Source organism: Dyella sp. (assembly GCF_035685885.1).
Taxonomy (GTDB): domain Bacteria; phylum Pseudomonadota; class Gammaproteobacteria; order Xanthomonadales; family Rhodanobacteraceae; genus Dyella.
In genome coordinates this window covers 36,156-56,160 of the sequence record NZ_DASRZX010000062.1, presented here as the reverse complement: position 1 = coordinate 56,160, position 20,005 = coordinate 36,156, and the positions used below count along the sequence as shown (strand labels likewise).

Here is a 20,005-nt window from a genome sequence, read left to right as displayed (position 1 = left end):
CGCCCCCGTACTGTCATTCTGCGGGTTTGACTCCACAGGGGAATCCGCCCATGACGACACGCCGCCTGCTTGCCCTTGCCTTGTGCGCCGCGCTTGGCACCTTCGCCCACGCCGAGGACGCCAAGCCTACGCAGCCGCCGCTCAGCGAACAGACCACGCGTTCGGGGGGCACCCTGCCGGTGGAGCAGGCGCGGGTGAACTTCGATCATGCCGAGCTTCATTTCGATGTGGACCCTGCGCAGCAAAGCCTGGATGCCGTCGCCAAGCTCACCTTCAGCGCGCGCGAAGCCACCGACGTGCTGCTGCTCGATCTCGACCACAACTTCGCCGTAAGCCGCCTGTCGGTGGACGGCAAGGTGCTCGGCGCCGACCAGTGGAGCAATCCGGATGGCCGTCTGACCATCCATCTGCCCAAGCCGCTCGCCAAGGGTGGCAAGACCACGGTGGAAATCCATTACGGTGGCAAGCCGCACGTGGCGAAGAAGGCGCCGTGGGACGGCGGCTTCGTGTGGTCCAAGACCGAAGACGGCCAGCCGTGGATCGCCACCGCCGTGGAAGGCGAGGGTTGCGACCTGTTCTGGCCGTGCATCGACCATCCGCAGGGCAAGCCTGATCTTGTCGACACCTATGTCACCGTGCCCAAGTCACTGGCCGCGCCAGGCAACGGCGTACTGGTGGACATCAAGGAGCACGGCGCTACCCACACCTATCACTGGCGCGCAAAGCATCCGACCACCTATGCGATTTCGCTCAACATCGGTCCGTTCGAGGTGATCAAGGGCGATTACCACAGCCGCTACGGCAACACGATCCCGATGCAGATGTGGTACCTGCGCGGCCATGAGGCGCAGGCGAAGCAGCTGTTCGGCGAGTTCCCGCGCATGATCGACTTCTTCGAACAGGAGATCGGCCCCTACCCGTTCGGCGACGAGAAGATGGGCGTGGTGGAAACGCCGCACCTGGGCATGGAGCACCAGACCATCAACGCCTACGGCAACGGCTATCCGCGCAGCCAGTACGGCTTCGACTGGCTGCTGCAGCACGAGTTCTCGCACGAGTGGTTCGGCAACCAGGTGACCAATGCCGACTGGGACGACATGTGGATCCATGAGGGCTTTGGCACCTACATGCAGCCGCTGTACGGCCAGTACCTCACGGGCGACATGCCGTACTTCACCATGCTGCAGGACGAGCGCACGATGGTGCGCAACGCCTACCCGATCGTGGCCGGGCGCAGTCAGTTCGAGCACGAGGTGTACGACGCCGAGCACGGCCCGGGCAACGACATCTACTACAAGGGCTCGCTGATGCTGCACACGCTGCGCCAGACCATCGGCGACCGGGCGTTCTTCGACAGCATCCGCCGCCTCGTGTATGGACGTCCGGATCCCAAGCCGGGCAACTTCACGCCGCACTACGCCACCACGCGCGACTACATCGACATCGTCAACCAGGTGACCGGCCGCGACATGCGCTGGTTCTTCGATGTGTACCTGTATGAGTCCGACTTGCCGGCACTGGAAACGAGCCAGGATGGCAACACCCTGCGCCTGCACTGGAAGGTGCCGCACGGCAAGCCGTTCCCGCTGCCGGTGGACGTGCAGGTGGGCGACAAGCTGGTGACCCTGCCGATGACCGACGGCAACGGCAGCGTGGACGCACCTGCTGGCACGCTGGTCATCGTCGACCCGCGCAGCAAGCTGCTACGTGATCTTCCCGCCATCAACGACTTCCGCCAGTGGCGCAAGGAGCAGGCGGAGAAGAAGGCGAAAGCGGCGAAGTAATTGTCGGGATGTTGGGGCAGCGCACCTTGTGCGCGGCTGCGGGGCTTCGGTGTCAACGCTCCGCAAGGCTGTCGCACACAGGGTGCGCTCCTGCCACAGAGCGGCATAGTCGAACGCCTTGGCGTCACCTTGTGGGAGCGCACCTTGTGCGCGACTGCGGAGCGTCGGTATCTACGCTCCGCAAGGCTGTCGCGCACGGGGTGCGCTCCCACTGGATTTCGCTCTTACTGACGGACAGAGAACCGGATCGTCAGTAACCCGTATTGCGATTGGCCTCGCGCACGGCGTCCACAAAGCTCTTGAACGGGCGGTCGGTGATGGCGACGAGGCCGATGTGGGCGTTCTCGCCGTCGAGCAGGCGGCCGGTGATGGGCTGGTCGACGTACTGGAACCAGTGCACGCCCACGATGAACGGGCTGGCGGCCGCGGCGGCCACGTAGCGCGCATAGGCTTCGCCGCGCTGTTGTTCGTTCCATACCGGCACCACGCCCTTGCCGAATGGGCCGCGGTCGTCGGAGCCGAAATGGAATTCGCCGATCAGCGCGGGTTTGTCGAGCTTGGCGAAAGCATCGGCATCGAAAGCGTGCGCTGGTACGTCGGCGTAGCCGTTGAAGCTCACCACGTCGCAGTACTGCGCACACGAGGCCACGGCCTCGGGCGTGTGCACGGCGAAGCGTCCGCCGAGGAACAGGTGGTGCGGGTCGTGCTTGTGGATGGCCTGCGCCACGGTGCGGAAGTACTGGTCGGCGTACTCGCGCAGCCATGCGCTGTAGTCATCGGCAATCGCCGGGTGCGCCTCGCTGGGATCGGGCGCGGCGAAGTTGGTCGCCTCAAGCGCATCCCAGGCATCCAGCGTGATGCCCCAGGCCGCGGCGAGCTTGGCCGGCGTGGCGTATTTTTGCTTGAGCGCCGCGATGAAAGCCTGCTTGGCCGCACTGCGCGCCTCGCCACGCAGGGTGCCCTGCGCCAGCGCCCAGCGGCCCTGAGGTCCCTGTCCCGCCCACGCCAGTTCGTTGTCGGCGAAATAACCCAACAGCCATGGGTCGTCGTGTACTTCCTTCGCGGCCTGCGCCACGGCGGCGGCGGCCGCCTGCACGAAGCGCGGATCGAACGGATCGGGCATGCGTCCCCAGTAGTCATAACCGGTGGCGACGTTGCCGAACACGCCGGCGATGTTGATCGAACGCGTATACGCGAGATGGTGCGTCTGCGTCAGCGCCTCGTCGCTCCAGTTGCCCAGCGTGTTGAAGCCCCAGTCTTCCAGGCGGTCGAGCGTGCGTGCGCGCCAGGCCTGTCGCCAGTGACGGCCATCGGCGAGGAACAGGTTGGCCGAGTAGTAGTCGAACCAGCGGCCGTGACGAAACGCCAGTCCGGCCGACGCGCCCTGCTGCCCCGCCGGCTTGCCGTCGGTGCCGAAGAACGGCGACCAGCGGCCGCTGTCGCGTGGCAGGTCCTTGAACATGTATTCGCGGCCTTCGATGTAGGTGCGGCCGCCGTCATCGTCCACCACGTTCACGCCCAGCGAGAAGAACGCGTGGCCTTCCGGCGTCACCAGGTGCCAGCGGCCATCGCGCTTTTCGCTGCGGAACCAGCCGGTCGCCTTGAATGCCGGCAGGTCGTTACGCCCGCCATAGCGGTCGAATCCCTTGTGCGCCACGACAGGCCCGATGACCGGTTCCTTGGGCCGGTGCTTGGCGCCGCGCAAGGCGTCGTCGGAATCGACCTTGGCCGGCCATTGCCCGCGCGTGTACTGGCCCCAGGCATCGACGATGCCGGTGTAGGCATCGCGCAGGTCATGGTCGCCACGGCTGGTATCGAGCTTGCCGAACAGCAGCGTCTGCGCCGCCGTGGGCGCGGGCGTGCCCAGGCGCACGGCTTTCACGTGGGCAAGGTCGAGCGAACCTTCCACCGTGGTCGCCACGAACAGGCGCTTGCCGCCGGCCGTGTAAGGCATCGGCGGGCCCGCCTGCATGCCCATGGCGCGCGGAGACGTGGCATGCAGCGGGATGATCAGCGTCTGCGGCGGGCCCGGCGGGACGCCGACGGTGGCATGCAGGTGCTGGGAAGGATTGGCGCCGTCGATATCCACGGTAAGCGTCACCGCCCACGGCATCACGTTCTGCATGTCCACATGCAGCGAGCCTTCCTTCGACCAGTCCCACTCACCACGGCTCAGCGACACCACCACCTGTGGCTGTGGCGATGGCTGGAACGCGTAGCGCTGCAGCGACATGCCTGCCACGGTGACCGGCGCACCATCGCGCTGTACCTGCTCGAGCGAGGTCTGCGTGGTCGGGGCGGCGGACGTCTGGGCCTTGGCGCTGGTGGCGGGCGTGGACGCGACGCGACTGAGATCAGCCCGGTCGGTGTCGCTGGCCTTGTGGCAGCCCGCGAGGGCCAGCAAACAGCACGCGGCTAGGGGAGCGATCCGGCTCATCGGCAGCTCGGCACAGGGGAGAGACGGCAGTATGCCTGCCACGTCTGAAGCGTGGCTGGCTGTTCACCGCGCGTCACTGCGCAACGCAAGTTCATGCTCCCCTCCGCTGCCAGGCGCGCCATGCGTAGTACACCGGCACGCCCACCGAGATAAGCACCAGGCTCATGCCCGCGTCGCTCGGCGAATGGACGGCAGTTGCGATGATCACGCCCAGCACGGTGAACACGAACAGCACCGGCAGCAGCGGATACAACGGCACGCGATAAGGCGACGGTTCGTTGCGGAAGCGGCGGCGATACCAGAACAGCGTGGAGATGCCGAACGCATGCGACAACCACTCGCCCACAGTGGTGTAGTCGACAAGCTGGCCGAAGCTGCCGGAAATCACCAGCACGATGGCCCAGCCACCGAGCACTGCCAGCGCCACCTGTGGCGCATGCGTGCGCGGGTCGATGCGGCCCACGGCGCGGAACAGCATGCCGTCCGAACCCATGGTCTGCAGTACGCGTGCGCCGCCCGCGATGGCGATGCTGCAGTAGCCGAAGGTGGAACAGGCAATGCCCACCGCGATCAGCGTCGCGCCGTTCTCGCCAAACAGGCGGCGCATCAAGTCCGCTGCCGGCGCATGGCTCGCGGCCAGGCCTGCATGGCCCAGCCCAGCGAGATAGGCGAAGTTGACCAGCACGTAACACACCACCACGCCGCCGAGGCCAAGGCCCAGGGCGCGCGGCAGCGTCTTCTGCGGTTCGCGCACTTCGCCGGCGAGGTCGTTGAGATAGTGGAAGCCGCCATAGGTGAACAGCACCGGCAGCAATGCGCCCAGGAATGCGCCCGGCGGCAGCGCATGCGTGGCATCCGTGGCCAACACGTTGCCGAACTGGCCGTGCGCCAGCACCACGCCCACCGTGACCACCAGTGCAATGGCCGACACCTTGAGCACGGTGAACACGTTCAACATGCGCGAGCCGGCGCTGATGCCGAACAGGTTCACCGCAACAATCAACGCAATGGCGCCGGCCGCCACCGGCTTGACCCAGCTTGCCGACAGACCCACCGCCGAACACGCGTAGTCCGCGAAGGTCGTCGCCACCGCCGCCACGCTGCCGGGATAGTTGATCAGCGCCATGGTCCAGCCGAACAGGAAGGCCGGCAGCTGTCCATAGGCTTCGCGCAGGTAGATGTACACGCCGCCCGCCTGCGGTCGGCGCGCGCCCAGTTCCGCGTAGCAGAGCACGCCTGCCAGCGTGAGCAGGCCACCGACAGCCCACAGCGTGAGCAGCTCGGCGCCCGAGGACGTGCGTTCGGCCACGGTGGAAGCGCTGCGGAAGATGCCGGCGCCGATCACGCCGCCGATCACGATGGCGGCAGCGTCCCAGGTGCCCAGGCGGCGCAGATAGGCGGGATGAGTCTCGGCAGTCATGGTGCGCAACGGTTCCCCGCAGGTACGAAGTCCGGACGATAGCGCGAGTACACGGTCCACATCGACATGCGACTGCAACAATCGGCCGGTGCTGCGTTTTTTCCCGGTGGACTCAGTAGTTCTTCGCTAGCCCATCACGCGCGGCGGGCGCAAAGTGCCGGTCTCCCCCGTCGCTGCATGCCGGCCGGCCACTGGCCGGCGCTTCCCCAAGGAGGCGTCATGAGTACCGTTGAGAGAGAGGTCGTCCGGCCCGAGGACGACAAGACCCTGGGTCCGCTGCTCGAGCTCGACCGCGAGCTGGTGAAAGTGGGCAAGAAGATCCGCGTGCTGAAGGCCATCGACTGGCCGGTGGAACTGGAAGCGCAGTTTCTCGAAGGATACGAACGCGGCAACCCGCAACTGCCCGATCCGCCGCGTCGCCATCCCGACCTCAGCGGTGAAATGGACGCGTTGCGCGCGATCATGGCCAAGCTCGATCGCGGCCATCCCATCGGCGACTGGCTGTTCAAGACCGCCTGGAGCTATCTCACCGCAGCACAGATGCTGATGCATGTCGGCACCGAGATGTTCACGCGCTGCTCCACGGCGTTGTATGGACGGCCCGACGGCGTGCACAGCAGCCAGACCGCCAGCGCGTTCGACGCGGCGCAGGACCTCATCTCGATCAGCGATGACCTGATCGGCCGCGATGCCATTCCGCCGGTACAGGCCGATATTCCCGCCGACGTGTTCGCCGAGCGGCTGCGCGAGCGGCTGGGTTCGTTCTTCGACAAGGATCGCGTGGACGTGGTGCTCAACCCCGATCTCTCGTCCAAGGCCACGGCCGGCAGCAAGAGCATCAACCTGCGTTCCACCGCGCTGTTCTCCGAGCTGGACCTGGCGCAGCTCACCGAGCACGAGGCGTTTGTGCACACCGCCACCCTGCTCAACGGCAAGCATCAGCCGTATCTCAAATCGCTGGGCCTGGGCTCGCCGCGCACCACGCGCGCGCAGGAAGGCCTGGCCACATTCTCGGAGATCATCACCGGCTCCATCGACCTCGCGCGACTGCGTCGCGTGGCACTGCGCGTGATCATGGTGAAGCGCGCGCTCGACGGCGCCGATTTCATCGAAGTGTTCCGCGGCTTCCTCGATGCCGGCCAGACGCCGGTGGAAAGCTACCGCAGCGCCTCGCGCATCTTCCGCGGCGGCGACGTGCGCGGTCGCATCTGTTTCACCAAGGATGGCGCCTACCTGCAGGGCGTGATGATCGTTTACCTGTTCATCCGCAAGGTGCTGCAGGCGGGCAAGGCGGAAATGTTGCCGTTGCTGTTTGCCGGGCGCGTGACGACGACGGACGTGATCAACCTGTCGCCCTACCTGGAAAGCGGGCTGATCACCCGTGCGGTCTACGTGCCACCGTGGGCACGCAACCCGCAGCGCGTGCTGTCGCTGATGGCGTTCTTCACGGCGGCTCAGCGATTCCGGCTGGACACCGTGGACCTGGACAGCTTCGTGGCATTCGAGAACACGCTGGTGGACGAGACACTGCAGACGCAGTGGCAGTAACGGCTAACGGCTTTGTGTAGGAGCGCACCCAGTGCGCGACCGGGCATGCCATGTCCTTCCATAGCGAGAAGGCCTTGGACTCGACGCCTGTCGCGCACTGGGTGCGCTCCTGCACAAGGAGTATTCACGCGCGGGGGTTCGTGGTTGACTGTGCACCGCCGCCCCTTCGCCTCACGCCGTGCCCACGCCAGCCCGCAAAATCATCCACGTCGACATGGATGCGTTCTACGCATCGGTGGAGCAGCGCGACGATCCGTCGTTGCGCGGCAAGCCGGTGGTGGTGGCATGGCGCGGCGCGCGCTCGGTGGTCTGTGCGGCCAGCTACGAAGCACGCAAGTTCGGCGTGCGTTCGGCCATGCCGGCGGTGCGCGCGGAGCGGCTTTGCCCGCAGGCGATCTTCGTGCCGCCCGATTTCACCCGCTACAAGGCCGTGTCGCGGCAGGTGCGGGAGATCTTCGCCCGGCACACCGACCTGATCGAACCACTGTCGCTGGACGAGGCCTACCTCGACGTCACCCAGACCAAGACGCAGTTGCCCACCGCGACGGCCACCGCCGAAGCGATCCGCGCGGCGATTCGCGAAGAAACCGGGCTCACCGCCTCTGCCGGCGTCGCGCCCAACAAGTTCCTCGCCAAGATCGCCTCGGACTGGCGCAAGCCCGACGGCATCTTCGTGGTGCGGCCGCATCAGGTCGAAGCGTTCCTTGCGCCATTGCCGGTCGGCCGCTTGCCCGGGGTGGGCAAGGTGATGGAGGCGCGGCTCACCGAGCTGGGCATCGCCACGGTGGGCGACCTGCGCAGCCTGCCGCGCGACGCGCTGGAACAGCAGTTCGGTCGCTGGGGTCGTCGCCTCCACGAACTGTCGCTGGGTATCGACGATCATCCGGTGGAGCCCGATCGCCCGACCCTGCAGGTCTCTGCCGAGGATACGTTCGAGCACGACCTCACCCTGGATGAGCTGGCCCCGCATATCCAGCGGCTCGCCGAGAAAACCTGGGCGGCCCACCAGCGTGAGGCGCAGGGAGAACACGGCCGTGTGGCCCGCACGGTGGTGTTGAAGCTCAAGACCTCGGATTTCCAGACGCTCACCCGCAGCGTGACGGCGGCCACCCGACCGGGCTCCGCCGCCGAGCTGGCCGAGATCGCCTGCGCGCTGCGCGACCGCGTGGCACGCCCGGCGCAAAGTCGCTATCGCTTGGTCGGCGTGGGACTGGCCGGCTTTGTCGATGCGGACAGCTTTGTCGCGCAACGCGACCTGTTTGGAAACCTTGCGTGAAGCTTGCTTGTATTTCGAGGTTATGTGCCGAAATGCATGTTAAAAAGTCCTTTACTCGATGTGGATTTCCTGAAAGAGTGGAATTGGGGGAACCACTGGCATGACCAAATCTATAGACGTCTAGGCGGCTGTAGAGGGGAGGTTTTTGCCTTTTCATTCGGGGAGACAACCATGCAGTCCAAGTTCAATCGCCTATCAGTAGCGGTACGTCTGGCCCTGTCCGTCGGCATTGCATCCACGGCGGCACTTGCCCAGGCTCAGGACGCCAACAACAAGGACACCTCGGGCAGCGGTCCGGCAGCGCAAAGCCAGACCACCACCCAGGACACCACCACCGAACAGCCCAAACAGTCCAGCGCCAAGACGCTCACCGCGGTATCGGTCACCGGCTCGCTGATCCGCCGCGTCGATGCGGAAACGGCCAATCCCGTGGTGACGGTGGACCGTGCAGCCATCATCAACAACGGCAGCCCGACCTTGGGCAATGTGTTGCAGGCCTTGCCGGCCATCGCGGGCAATGCGACCAACACCCAGAACAACAGCAACGGCGGTGGCGGCGCGAGCCCCACGCTGGAAGGCGGTGATGGCGCGGCCCGCGTTTCGCTGCGCGGCCTGGGCATCAACCGAACGCTGGTACTGGTGGACGGTCAGCGCCTCGCCAATGCCGACCTCAACATGATTCCGCAGAACATGATTGAGCGCGTGGACGTGCTGGCCAACGGCTCCTCCACGGTCTATGGCTCCGATGCCGTGGGCGGCGTGGTGAACTTCATCCTGCGCAAGGACTACAAGGGCGCGGAGCTGAGCGTCAACGATGGCATCTCCGGCCACGGCGACGGCCAGCGCCGCGGCGCGCAGTTCACCGTGGGTGCGACCGGTGAGCAGGGCAACATTGTCGCCGGCGTGGACTACAACAAGTACAACCCTGTGCTGGCACCGCGTCGCGACTTCTCGGCACGACAGCTGTACCTGTACAACGGCGGCCCGCAGGCTTCCGGCTCGCACACCATTCCGACCGGCCGCATCCTGGTGCCGCTGGACAAGTCGCCGGGCTGCGCCCCTTACAACGGCACCGACACCGCCTACGTGACCCGCGCCAGCGGCAATGGCACCAGCCTGGGCGACTATCGCTGCTTCAGCGACTCGAACGACACGTACAACTACAACGCCTACAACTACATCCAGCAGCAGCAGGAACGCACCAACGTCTTCGTGATCGGCAACTACAAGATCAACGACTACGTGACGTTCTATGCCGACGCGTTCTACAACCACACCAATTCGTCCGGCCAGGATGCACCGGCACCGACGGGCGTGGGTGACGGCTGGAATGTCCTGGCGAGCAATCCGAACAACCCGTTCGGCGTCACCTTCAGCCAGGGCACCATCGGCGACGCGGCTACTAGCGGCTATCCCTTCAACGTGCGCCTCACCGGCCTGGGTACGCGCCTGCATACCTTCACGACCAACAACCAGGAGTTCAACTCCGGCCTGCGCGGCAACTTCGGCCAGAGCACCTGGAGCTGGGATGCCAACTTCGACTACGGCCATACGCGCCGTCTCCAGACCAACTACAACGAAGTGAACGTGCCGGCCTTCCAGGCGGCCATCGATGCCGGCGCGAACATCTTCGACCAGGATGATCCGGCAGTCACCGAACTGCTGAAGAAGGGCGTGGATGCACCGCAGTACACCCTGACCAACACCATGAAGCAGGGTCAATTCACCGCTTCTGGCGACATCTGGGATCTGCCGGCGGGCACCATGCAGTTGTCGACCGGTGCGCTGTATCGCAAGACGTCGATGAGCTACAACGTCACCGCGGATGCCATCCTCGACCCGATCACCAATACCTGCGTGGTGCTGTCCGAAGCCTGCGGTTCGCCGGGCGGCGGCAGCGATACGGTGAAGGAACTGTTCGCCGAAACGCTGATTCCGTTGGTCAACGAACAACCCTGGGCGTACTCGCTCAATGTCGACGTGGGCCTGCGTTATTCCGACTACGACACCTCCGGTAGCACCACCAACGGCAAGATCGCGATCGAATACCGCCCGATCCCGGACCTACTGGCGCGTGGCACGGTTTCGCAGGTGTTCCGTGCGCCGAACATGGACGAGCTGTATGACGGGCGTACCGTCGGCGGCCCCAACCTCACCGATCCCTGCGTTGGCCTGAGCGCCGCGCAGCTGGCCCAGCACTCCGCGGCCTGCCAGAACGTGCCGGTGAACTGGGGCGGCAACCCGCTGGGGCAGGTCACTTCCTGCTACTCCGGCGCCGTGCCGGCCGGCAGCACGCTCAAGCCCGAACAGGGCAAGTCCATCGACATCGGCTTCGTGTACTCGCCTAGCTGGTGGGAGGGCGTATCCAGCTCGCTGGACTTCTGGCACATCTACCTGTCAGACACGCTCACGCCGATCCAGGCGCAGACGGTGGCGAACGAGTGCTTTGCCAACAACAGCAGCTCGTATTGCTCGTTCATCAATCGCTACGACCAGACCAACAAGCTGGCCGGTGCGGTCAATTACATCAATACGCCCGTGGTCAACCTGGGCAACCTGAGCACGACCGGCGTCGACTTTACCTTCAACTACGCCATCCCCCACTTCGACGTGGGCGGCGTGGATCCGGGCAACTTCAAGGCGGGCCTCAACACCACGTACATCTCGACGTACAAGAACAATGCCACGCCCGGCCAGCCGGGTTCGGAGACGATCAACTACGCCGGCACGTACGGCCTGCAGTTCGGCAACATCCCGCGTTGGCGCGGCACGCTCACGCTCAATTGGGCCATGGGTGACTGGAGTGCACAGTGGCAGTCGCGTTACATCCACAACGTGACCAACCTCAACGCCAACCTAGACACCGGCGCCAGCGCACCGATGGCGTCCGTGCTGTATCACTCGATCTCGGGCGGCTACGAGTGGACGACGATCCATACCCGCTTCGATGTGGGTATCGACAACCTCAGCGACAAGATCCCGCCGCTGGCCTACCAGAACGGCTCGAACTACAACGTCGATACCGCAACATATGACGTGATGGGCCGCTACTACTGGGCTCGCGCCACGGTGAAGTTCTGATCTGACTGCAACAAGGCGGATGGTCGCGGCTCTTGCCGCGACCATCCCGCTGCTAGGATTCAAGGATGACGGACCACTTCGCGCCATCCTCCGCCGACCTTACCGCCCGCATGCTCGCGGCGTATCAGCGCGGCGACATTGCCACCGTATTGGCACTCGGCGAACCCGTCGCCGCCCTGGGTGATATCGACAGCACGGCCTTGCTGTTACTGGGTGCCGCACAGCAATCTAGTCATCGCCTCGACGAAGCAATGGCGACGTTCCGCCGCCTCGTGCAGCGCAACCCGACCGTCGCCGAATACTGGAACAATCTCGCGGTCGTTGCCCGCCAGCTCGGCGACATGGCGGTGGCTGAAGACGCTCTGCGACGTGCCGTGGCGCTGGCACCGCAGGAAGCACAGATCCATTTCAACCTCGGCCTGCTCTACGCCCAGCAGCAACGCTGGCTGCAGGCGCGAGAAGCCTTGCTCGATGCCGTGGCACTGGTGCCCGCCTTCATCGATGCGCGCCTGCAAGCGGCGCATGCGTGCCATGCATGCGGCGATCATCGTGGCGAACAGGAGATGCTGGCCGATGCCGCCAACTGGCCGCCACAACCGATGGAACAGGCCATCCTGCTGGCCACGATGCTTTCCGCGCAGGGCGAGCAGGCGACGGCTTTCGAAGTCCTGGAACGGGGCATCCTGCCCGAGAACGAAGATGCACGAATCACGCAATGGCGTGTCGCCGCGTTGCGTGCGTCAATGTTTGAGCGCGGCAACCAGATCGACCTTGCCGAAGCCGAACTTGGACGGCTGCCGCTGCACCAGCTGGAAGCGACACTGCCGGAGTCTCCTGTGCTCGCCACCGCAGCTTGGCAGGCACATGCCGCCGTCGCGGCACAACGTGGCGACCTTGATCACTCGGCCGGCCTTTACGAGCGCATGCTCGGTCTGAGCGACGGTCCGGCCACGCGAGCAACCGCCGCGTTCGGGTTGGCGGGCGTCAGAAGCAAGCAAGGCCGTCACGAGGACGCTTTGCGCGCCGCGGAAATCGCCCACGCCGCGCAATGGGAGATCGCCAGCGCGATCGTGCCCGAACTGACCGTCGAGGGCAGCCAGCCGCTGTCCATGGCGAATCATCGTGTGAGCCACGTCGAGTACGACCGATGGAGCACATTGTCCGTGCCGCGCAGCCTGGACAGCCCCGTCTTCGTCGTGGGCTTCCCTCGCTCGGGAACCACGTTGCTCGAACAGATGCTCGATGCGCATCCTGAGTTTCGCTCCATGGATGAGCGCGACTTCGTATACGAACTGATCCAGCGCATGCAACAGGCCGGACAGACGTATCCACAAGACCTCGGCCAGCTGACCCAGCACGAAGCGGATCAACTGCGGAGTATCTACATGGCCATGTCGCGCAAGGTGGTGCCCGACCTCGGGACGCAGCGTCTGGTCGACAAGAATCCGCTCAACATGCTGTGCCTGCCGATGATCACGCGGCTGTATCCCGAGGCCAACATCATCCTGTGCCTTCGACACCCTTGTGATGTGCTGCTCAGTTGTTACATGTTGCCGTTCCGCGCTCCACCCTTCATGGTGCTGTGCTCCTCGCTCAAGCGGCTGGCCGAGGGTTACGTGCAGGCGTTCGAGCAGTGGTACCAGCATATGGAGGTGTTCGCACCGCGTGTACTGGAATGGCGCTACGAATCGGTGGTCAACCGCTTCGACGAACACGTCACGCGGCTTGGCCAATTCCTCGGCGTGGACGACGCCACGCCGATGACCCGCTTCGCCGAACACGCCACGGCCAAGGGTTTCATCAGCACGCCGAGCTACGCGCAGGTGACGCAGGGCATCCACGGCAGGTCGGTGAACCGCTGGCACGCCTATCGCGAGCACTTCGAACCGGTGCTGCCGATCCTGCGCCCCATGCTGGAGCGGCTGGGCTACGAGGCCTGACGCACGGGGCGGCGGATCGGGTACGCTGCGCGCTTTCCCGCCGACGCCGACAGGAGTCGCCATGCATTTCGAAGTGCCCAAGGTACGCATGCAGTCTTTCCGGGAATTCGTGCAGCACTACCTGATGATCGTGCTGTCCATCCTCACGGCGCTCGGTCTGGAGCAGTGGATCGAAAGCACGCATCACCGGCATGCCGCCGACCAGGCGCGCACGCAGATTGAGGCGGAGCTGCGCTCCAACATCGCCGATATCCGCATGGCTCGAACCAACAACGACAAGCGTCTGGCGCCCCTGAAGCAACTCAACGAGCTGGTGATGCAGGACCTGCATGCGGGTGCGGCTGCCAAGGCGGTGAACGAGCACATCCGTGCCAATCGGGACAAGTTCACCATCAGCATTACCTGGCCCACGTTCTACAGCCAGGCCTGGGATGTGGCGGTGGCCAATCAGTCCGCCAGCTGGATCGATGCGGACGAACTGCGGCGCTATTCAGCCGCCTATGCGGCCCAACGCGAAGCCAGCACGTGGATGACCAACGACAGCACCATCTCGCTGGATGCGCGCCGCATGGTGGACCTGCGCACGCGGATCGAGCTGGGCATGGACGTGGATCCGGTCGATTTCCTTACCGTGCTGCACCAGATGATCAACACGGCCACCGAAACGCAATCGCACCTGGACCAGGCCGAACAGCAGCTGCTGTCTGGCGTGCCCGAGGCGGCGCCCGCCACCGGCAAGGCGCCCTGACGAAAAAAGCCCGGGCTTCCCCGGGCTTTTCCTTATTGCGGCACCGCCGGCCTATTTCTTCTTGGGCATGTACAGGTCGGTGATGGTGCCTTCGTAGGCTTCGGCTGCCATGCCCACCGATTCGCCCAGCGTCGGATGCGGGTGGATGGTGAGACCGATGTCGGCCGCTTCCGCGCCCATCTCGATCGCCAGGCACAGTTCGCTGATCAGGTCACCCGCGTGCGGGCCGACGATGGCGGCGCCCACGATGCGATGGGTGTCCTCGTCGAAGATCAGCTTGGTGAAGCCCTCGGTGCGGTCGATGCCGATGGCGCGGCCGCTGGCCGCCCACGGGAACTTGCCCACGCCGACCTTGAGGCCCTTTTCCTTCGCCTCCCGCTCGGTGACGCCGACCCAGGCGATCTCGGGATCGGTGTAGGCCACCGACGGGATCACGCGCGCATCGAAGTGGCTCTTCATGCCCGATACGACTTCGGCGGCGACGCGCGCCTCGTGCGTGGCCTTGTGCGCCAGCATCGGCTGGCCCACCAGATCACCGATGGCAAAGATGTGCTTCACGTTGGTACGCATCTGCGTGTCGACGTTGATGAAGCCGCGCTCGGTGACGGCCACGCCGGCCTTGTCGGCACCAATCTTGTTGCCGTTCGGTGAGCGGCCCACGGCGACCAGCACGCGGTCGAACAGCGTGGTCTCCGGGATGCTCTCGCCTTCGTAGCTGACCTCGATGCCCTTCTTGCTGGCCTTGGCCTCGACCACCTTGGTCTTGAGGTGCACGCCCTTGAGCTTCTTGGCCAGGCGCTGCGCCAGCGGCTTGATCAGGTCAGCGTCGGCGCCCGGGATGATCTGGTCCATGAACTCGACCACGGTCACTTCGCTGCCGAGCGCGGAATACACCGTGGCCATTTCCAGGCCGATGATGCCGCCGCCGACGACGAGCAGCTTCTTCGGCACGTCCTTCAGTTCCAGGGCGCCAGTGGAGTCAATGACGCGCTCATCGTCCCACGGGAACGCGGGCAGGCGCACGGCCTGCGAACCGGCGGCGATGATGGCGTACTCGAAGCGAAGCAGCTTGGTGCCTTCGGACGTCTGGACTTCCATTTCGTTCGGCGAGACGAAGGTGCCCACACCCTGCACGGTGCGCACCTTGCGCTGCTTGGCCATGCTGGCCAGGCCGCCGGTGAGCTTGCCGACGACCTTGGTCTTGAAGTCACGCAGCTTGCCGAGGTCGATCTTCGGCGCACCGAAGCTGACGCCGTGCGCGGCCATGGCTTCGGCCTCGTCGATCACGGCCGCCGCGTGCAGCAGCGCCTTGGACGGGATGCAGCCCACGTTGAGGCAGACGCCGCCGAGGGAGGCATAGCGCTCGACCAGCACGGTGTCGACGTCAAGGTCGGCCGCGCGGAATGCGGCGGTGTAGCCGCCCGGGCCGGAGCCCAGCACGACGAGCTTGCATTCGATGTCGGGTGTGCGGCCGGAGGCGCCAGCGGCCTTCGGAGCGGGAGCAGCCGCGGGCGCTGCAGCGGCCGGTGCGGGCGCGGGTGCAGCAGCCTTCGGCGCTTCCGCCGGCTTGGCTGCGCCCGCGTCCGATGCTTCGAGCACGGCAATCACCGCACCTTCGGACACTTCGTCGCCCACCTTCACTTTCAATTCCTTGATCACGCCGTCCGCGCTCGACGGAATTTCCATCGTCGCCTTGTCCGATTCGAGCGTTATCAGGCTCTGTTCCTTGGCGACGGTGTCGCCGACCTTCACCAGCACCTCGATCACCGGCACGTTGTCGTGACCGCCGATGTCGGGGACCTTGATTTCGATGGTGCTTGCCATGGGGGATCCTTTGATTCTTTCGCTACCTGTTGAGGCGGTGCCGCGAGCACCCGCCCCTCACCCTGCCCTCTCCCCAAAGGGGAGAGGGAAAAGCAAAGTCAGAGCAGCAGGCGGCGGATGTCGCCCAGCTGCTGCGCGAGGTAGGAGGCGAAGCGTGCGGCGAGTGCGCCGTCGATCACGCGGTGGTCATAGCTGAGCGACAGCGGCAACATGAGGCGCGGCGCGAATTCCTTGCCGTTCCACACCGGCTTCATCGAGGCCTTCGACACGCCCAGGATCGCCACTTCCGGCGCATTGACGATCGGCGTAAACGCCGTGCCGCCGATGCCGCCGAGCGAGGAGATGGAGAAGCAGCCGCCGGACATTTCGCTGGGGCCAAGCTTCTTGTCGCGCGCCTTCTTGGAGATCTCGCCCAGTTCAACGGCGAGGTCCAGCAGGCCCTTCTTGTCGCAATCGCGAATCACCGGCACCACCAGGCCATCGGGCGTATCCACCGCGATGCCGATGTGGAAGTACTTCTTGAGGATCAGCTTCTCGCCGCTCTCGTCGAGCGAGGCGTTGAATTGCGGGAATTTCTTCAGCGCCGCGACCACCGCCTTGATCTGGAACACAAGCGGGGTGACCTTGAGGTCCTTGTTTTCTTCGCCGAGCTTCTTGCGGAAGGTTTCCAGCTCGGTGATGTCGGCGTCTTCGTGCTGGGTGACGTGCGGGATCATCGCCCAGTTGCGCGCCAGGTTTGCACCCGAGATTTTCTGGATGCGCGACAGCGGCTTCTCTTCGATTTGGCCGAACTTGCTGAAGTCCACCTTCGGCCACGGCAGCAGGTTGAGGCCACCGCCTGCCGCCACCGGCGCACCGCTCGGACGCGCGCCCGAAGCGAGCGCGTGCTTGACGTAACCGGTGACATCCTCACGCTGGATGCGGCCGCTGCGGCCGCTGCCCTTCACCTGGCGGATGTCCACGCCCAGTTCGCGTGCGAAGGCGCGGATGGCGGGGCTGGCATACGGCGCGTCGCCGGGCATGATGATCTTGGAATCGAACGGCGCGCGCGCGGTCGGCGCCACGTCACCTTCGGGCGCGTTGCCAGGCAGCACGCTGCGACCACCGATCGGTTCGGGCTTCTCTTCGACCTTGGGTGCTTCCACCTTGGTCGGTGCCGCGGCCTGGGCCGGGGCTGCGGCAGGCGCGCCACCGGCGGCTTCGACCAGCGCGATCAGGCTGCCTTCGGAAAGCTCGTCGCCGACCTTGACTTTGATGTCCTTCACCACGCCGGCGAACGGCGCGGGCACTTCCATGGTGGCCTTGTCCGATTCCAGGGTGATCAGGCTCTGGTCCTTGGTGACGGTGTCACCCACCTTCACCAGGATCTCGATGACGGGTACGTCGCTGCTGCCGATGTCGGGCACGCGAACTTCCTGCACGCCACCACCGCCCACCGGCGCAGCGGCCGGGGCCGCAGCAGGTGCAGGTGCCGGGGCAGACTTGGCGGGCGCTTCGGCCTTGGCCGGCGCGGCGGCGGGGGCGGGGGCCGGCGCCGGCGCCGGAGCGGCTGCCTCGCCTTCGGCCTCGATGATGGCGATCAGGGCGCCCTCGGACACCTCGTCGCCCACCTTGAGCTTCAGTTCCTTCACCACGCCCGCGAAGGGCGCCGGCACTTCCATCGTGGCCTTGTCCGACTCCAGCGTCACCAGGCCCTGTTCCTTGGCGACCCTGTCGCCCGGCTTCACCAGGACTTCGATCACCGGCACGTTTTCGCTGCCGATATCGGGGACGCGTGCTTCTTTGAGGTCGGCCATGGTTTCTCCTACGGATGGCGATGGCGTGCCGTGCGGGGATGACGGCCGCGTAAGGCTTTAATCATAGCGAACGAGACCCGCTTCTGGTCGCTTTTGGATCGTTTTAATCCACCATTCGCATACGTATGCAGCGGTTTCGACGCAGAAGGCCTCGTTCACGAAACACTGGCCTGGGCGCCGGCCCTGCTCAGGCCGGCTGACCCGGCAACTGCCCCTGCACCACGGCCAGTTCGCGCTGCGGCAGCGGGATGCAGATGCCCTCGGCATCAAAACGTTCCTTCACCGCGCGCAGCAGGTCAGTCTGCGCGGCCCAGCTGTCGTCGCTGCGCGTGTAGGCGCGCAGCACCAGTTTCACGCCGTGGTCGCCCAGGCTCTCGGTCCATACGCCCGGCGCGGGGTCGCGCAGAATGCGCGCATCGGCGGCGAACAGCTGGCGGACCAGGTCCATCGCCTTGCCGATGTCGTCCTTGTAGCCGATGCCGATCTTCAGCTCGAAGCGGCGGGTGCCACGGCGGTTGAAGTTGATGATGGCATCCGAGCCGATCTTGGCATTGGGTACCACTGCCTCGCGGTTGTCCGGCATCACCAGCATGGTGTGCATGAGGCTCACGGCCTCCACCGTGCCCTCTACGCCACCGGCCTGGATGAAGTCGCCCACGCGAAACGGACGGAACACGATCAGCAGCACGCCCCACGCGAGGTTGCTCAACGAGCCCTGCAGGGCGAGGCCGATGGCCAGGCCGCCAGCACCCAGCGCGGCCACCAGCGGCGCCGAAGGCACACCGGCCTGCTGCAACACCATCACGATGAGCATTGCCACCAGCACGCCGTTGATGAGATTGCGCAGGAAGCCGCTGAGTGTCTGGTCGACGTTGGCGCGCTGCATGGCGCGGCGGGCGATATTGGCCACACGCGCGGCCAGCCACAGGCCCACCAGCAGCATCACGATGGCCACCCCGAGATTGATGAGCGTGGCGATGGCGGCTTCGGAAAGTGGCAGGCGCGCGAGGAGATCGTGCATGACGTGGGACCCTTGGCTTGGCAAAGCTTGGGAGCCTAGCAGCAGCGCTATCAAGGTTCCGCGGTGCGAAGGCCGGCACGCCGGCATAAAAAAACCGCGCCGAGGGTGTGGCGCGGCTCAGGCGGGTCGTGCTGGGGAGCGACGACTTGTAGGATCCAGGCGCGAAGTCGCCTCAGTCGGCGCGCGCGTGGTCCGTGGCTGTTGCCAGCTTCTTGTTATCCGTGTCCTTGTGCGAAAGCAGCTGCAGGCGCGAACCATCCTGCAGGCGGAACTGGAACTGGTGCTGCAACTGTTCAAGCGACGCCAGCCGCGGGCAAAGCGCCTTGGCATGCTTGTCCAGTTCGTCGGCACGCTTGTCGATTTCCTTGTCGATGGTCTTGTCCAGCGAGTTGGCGCGCGCTTCCAGCGCGGCGACCTTGCTCTGGTCGCCACTGAGCGCGGCCGTGACAGCCTCGCCCGTGACCTTGCCGACCAGATCGGACACCGAGCTCTCGATGCCGTTTTCCATCACCTCGTCCATGGCGTGCTGCTTCCACACGCCCTTGCCCAGCCCGTTGTCGATGCTGGCCAATGCCATGCGGTGATTGCGGTCCAGCTTGTCGACCATCTGCCGACGATCGCTGTCGTTCTCGGCGAAGGTCATCAGCACCGTGCGCATCGCGGCAAAGCCGATGTTCACGCCTTCACGCGCAATGCCGGCCGCTTCGGGCATCAGCGCCCGCACTTCCTGTTCGTACTGGCGCAGGCGCGTGGCGTCGTCGCCTGAGACCGTCACGTCATGGCCGTCCACCCGCAGGTGACCGTCGTGCATGAACACCTTGCCGGGATGGCCGGCATCACGGCTGAAGTCGATGCCATCGGGGGTGACGCTCACGTCGTAATCGGTGGCAAAACCGCACTGGTCGTCGTGGATGGAGATATCGCGAGCCTGCGCCGCGCCACCGAAGGCAAAAGCCGCCGCCATGGCACAAGCCATGAATGTCGTACGCATGCCGATCACCTCCCTAAGATCCGCGTGAATGCCCCGGAACAATGCGACACGCCCGACTGCCCGGCATGGGCCAGGTGTCATCCCCTGCCATCGGTCATGTCCGTTCTTCCGGTCATGACGCACTGCGCCTAGGCATAGC

General features: G+C 65.4%; 12 protein-coding genes. 6 read left to right on the top strand and 6 right to left on the bottom strand.

What is annotated here, in order from left to right:
• The first annotated feature begins 50 nt into the window (after positions 1 to 50).
• A complete protein-coding gene (locus VFG49_RS08115; protein WP_324859273.1) occupies positions 51 to 1,784 on the top strand; it encodes a M1 family metallopeptidase in 1,734 nt (577 codons plus the stop codon).
• A gap of 250 nt (positions 1,785 to 2,034) precedes the next feature.
• Here the strand turns inward: VFG49_RS08115 and VFG49_RS08110 are convergent, their stop codons facing one another.
• Complete coding sequence (locus tag VFG49_RS08110) at positions 2,035 to 4,221, bottom strand: beta-agarase (RefSeq protein WP_324859272.1); 2,187 nt, start codon at positions 4,219 to 4,221, stop codon at positions 2,035 to 2,037.
• 91 nt (positions 4,222 to 4,312) lie between these two features.
• On the bottom strand, positions 4,313 to 5,641 hold the full coding sequence (locus VFG49_RS08105) for an APC family permease (RefSeq protein ID WP_324859271.1): 1,329 nt from the start codon (positions 5,639 to 5,641) through the stop codon (positions 4,313 to 4,315).
• 219 nt (positions 5,642 to 5,860) lie between these two features.
• On the opposite strand from VFG49_RS08105, the gene VFG49_RS08100 reads away from it, so the two are divergent.
• The 5 genes from VFG49_RS08100 to VFG49_RS08080 all read left to right on the top strand — a co-directional run bounded on the left by VFG49_RS08100 (position 5,861) and on the right by VFG49_RS08080 (position 14,234).
• Complete coding sequence (locus VFG49_RS08100; protein WP_324859269.1) at positions 5,861 to 7,189, top strand: tyrosine/phenylalanine carboxypeptidase domain-containing protein; 1,329 nt, start codon at positions 5,861 to 5,863, stop codon at positions 7,187 to 7,189.
• A 178-nt stretch (positions 7,190 to 7,367) separates the two neighbouring features.
• On the top strand, positions 7,368 to 8,465 hold the full coding sequence (dinB, locus tag VFG49_RS08095; RefSeq protein ID WP_324859267.1) for a DNA polymerase IV: 1,098 nt from the start codon (positions 7,368 to 7,370) through the stop codon (positions 8,463 to 8,465).
• 171 nt (positions 8,466 to 8,636) lie between these two features.
• Positions 8,637 to 11,546, top strand: a complete 2,910-nt coding sequence (locus VFG49_RS08090) for a TonB-dependent receptor domain-containing protein (RefSeq protein ID WP_324859265.1) — start codon at positions 8,637 to 8,639, stop codon at positions 11,544 to 11,546.
• A gap of 65 nt (positions 11,547 to 11,611) precedes the next feature.
• A complete protein-coding gene (locus VFG49_RS08085; protein ID WP_324859263.1) occupies positions 11,612 to 13,486 on the top strand; it encodes a tetratricopeptide repeat-containing sulfotransferase family protein in 1,875 nt (624 codons plus the stop codon).
• Between the two features lie 61 nt (positions 13,487 to 13,547).
• Positions 13,548 to 14,234 (top strand): hypothetical protein, encoded by a 687-nt coding sequence (locus VFG49_RS08080; RefSeq protein WP_324859261.1) that lies wholly within the window; start codon positions 13,548 to 13,550, stop codon positions 14,232 to 14,234.
• Between the two features lie 51 nt (positions 14,235 to 14,285).
• On the opposite strand, the gene lpdA is transcribed toward VFG49_RS08080, so the two are convergent.
• The 4 genes from lpdA to VFG49_RS08060 form a co-directional block, all read right to left on the bottom strand.
• Positions 14,286 to 16,058, bottom strand: coding sequence for a dihydrolipoyl dehydrogenase (gene lpdA, locus VFG49_RS08075; protein ID WP_324859259.1), 1,773 nt, complete (start codon positions 16,056 to 16,058; stop codon positions 14,286 to 14,288).
• 98 nt (positions 16,059 to 16,156) lie between these two features.
• Complete coding sequence (gene aceF / locus VFG49_RS08070) at positions 16,157 to 17,854, bottom strand: dihydrolipoyllysine-residue acetyltransferase (RefSeq protein ID WP_324859257.1); 1,698 nt, start codon at positions 17,852 to 17,854, stop codon at positions 16,157 to 16,159.
• Between the two features lie 187 nt (positions 17,855 to 18,041).
• The gene (locus VFG49_RS08065) at positions 18,042 to 18,875 is read right to left on the bottom strand and encodes a mechanosensitive ion channel family protein (protein WP_324859255.1); all 834 of its coding nucleotides are present in this window, start codon (positions 18,873 to 18,875) and stop codon (positions 18,042 to 18,044) included.
• A 172-nt stretch (positions 18,876 to 19,047) separates the two neighbouring features.
• Positions 19,048 to 19,866, bottom strand: a complete 819-nt coding sequence (locus VFG49_RS08060) for a DUF2884 family protein (protein ID WP_324859252.1) — start codon at positions 19,864 to 19,866, stop codon at positions 19,048 to 19,050.
• Between the last annotated feature and the right edge of the window lie 139 nt (positions 19,867 to 20,005).

Excerpts from the sequence above, each read along its gene's own strand:
- VFG49_RS08115 (WP_324859273.1), top strand. The coding sequence starts at position 51 with ATGACGACACGCCGCCTGCTTGCCCTTGCCTTGTGCGCCGCGCTTGGC.
- VFG49_RS08110 (WP_324859272.1), bottom strand. The coding sequence starts at position 4,221 with ATGAGCCGGATCGCTCCCCTAGCCGCGTGCTGTTTGCTGGCCCTCGCG.
- VFG49_RS08105 (WP_324859271.1), bottom strand. The coding sequence starts at position 5,641 with ATGACTGCCGAGACTCATCCCGCCTATCTGCGCCGCCTGGGCACCTGG.
- VFG49_RS08100 (WP_324859269.1), top strand. The coding sequence starts at position 5,861 with ATGAGTACCGTTGAGAGAGAGGTCGTCCGGCCCGAGGACGACAAGACC.
- VFG49_RS08090 (WP_324859265.1), top strand. The coding sequence starts at position 8,637 with ATGCAGTCCAAGTTCAATCGCCTATCAGTAGCGGTACGTCTGGCCCTG.
- VFG49_RS08085 (WP_324859263.1), top strand. The coding sequence starts at position 11,612 with ATGACGGACCACTTCGCGCCATCCTCCGCCGACCTTACCGCCCGCATG.
- VFG49_RS08080 (WP_324859261.1), top strand. The coding sequence starts at position 13,548 with ATGCATTTCGAAGTGCCCAAGGTACGCATGCAGTCTTTCCGGGAATTC.
- lpdA (WP_324859259.1), bottom strand. The coding sequence starts at position 16,058 with ATGGCAAGCACCATCGAAATCAAGGTCCCCGACATCGGCGGTCACGAC.
- aceF (WP_324859257.1), bottom strand. The coding sequence starts at position 17,854 with ATGGCCGACCTCAAAGAAGCACGCGTCCCCGATATCGGCAGCGAAAAC.
- VFG49_RS08065 (WP_324859255.1), bottom strand. The coding sequence starts at position 18,875 with ATGCACGATCTCCTCGCGCGCCTGCCACTTTCCGAAGCCGCCATCGCC.
- VFG49_RS08060 (WP_324859252.1), bottom strand. The coding sequence starts at position 19,866 with ATGCGTACGACATTCATGGCTTGTGCCATGGCGGCGGCTTTTGCCTTC.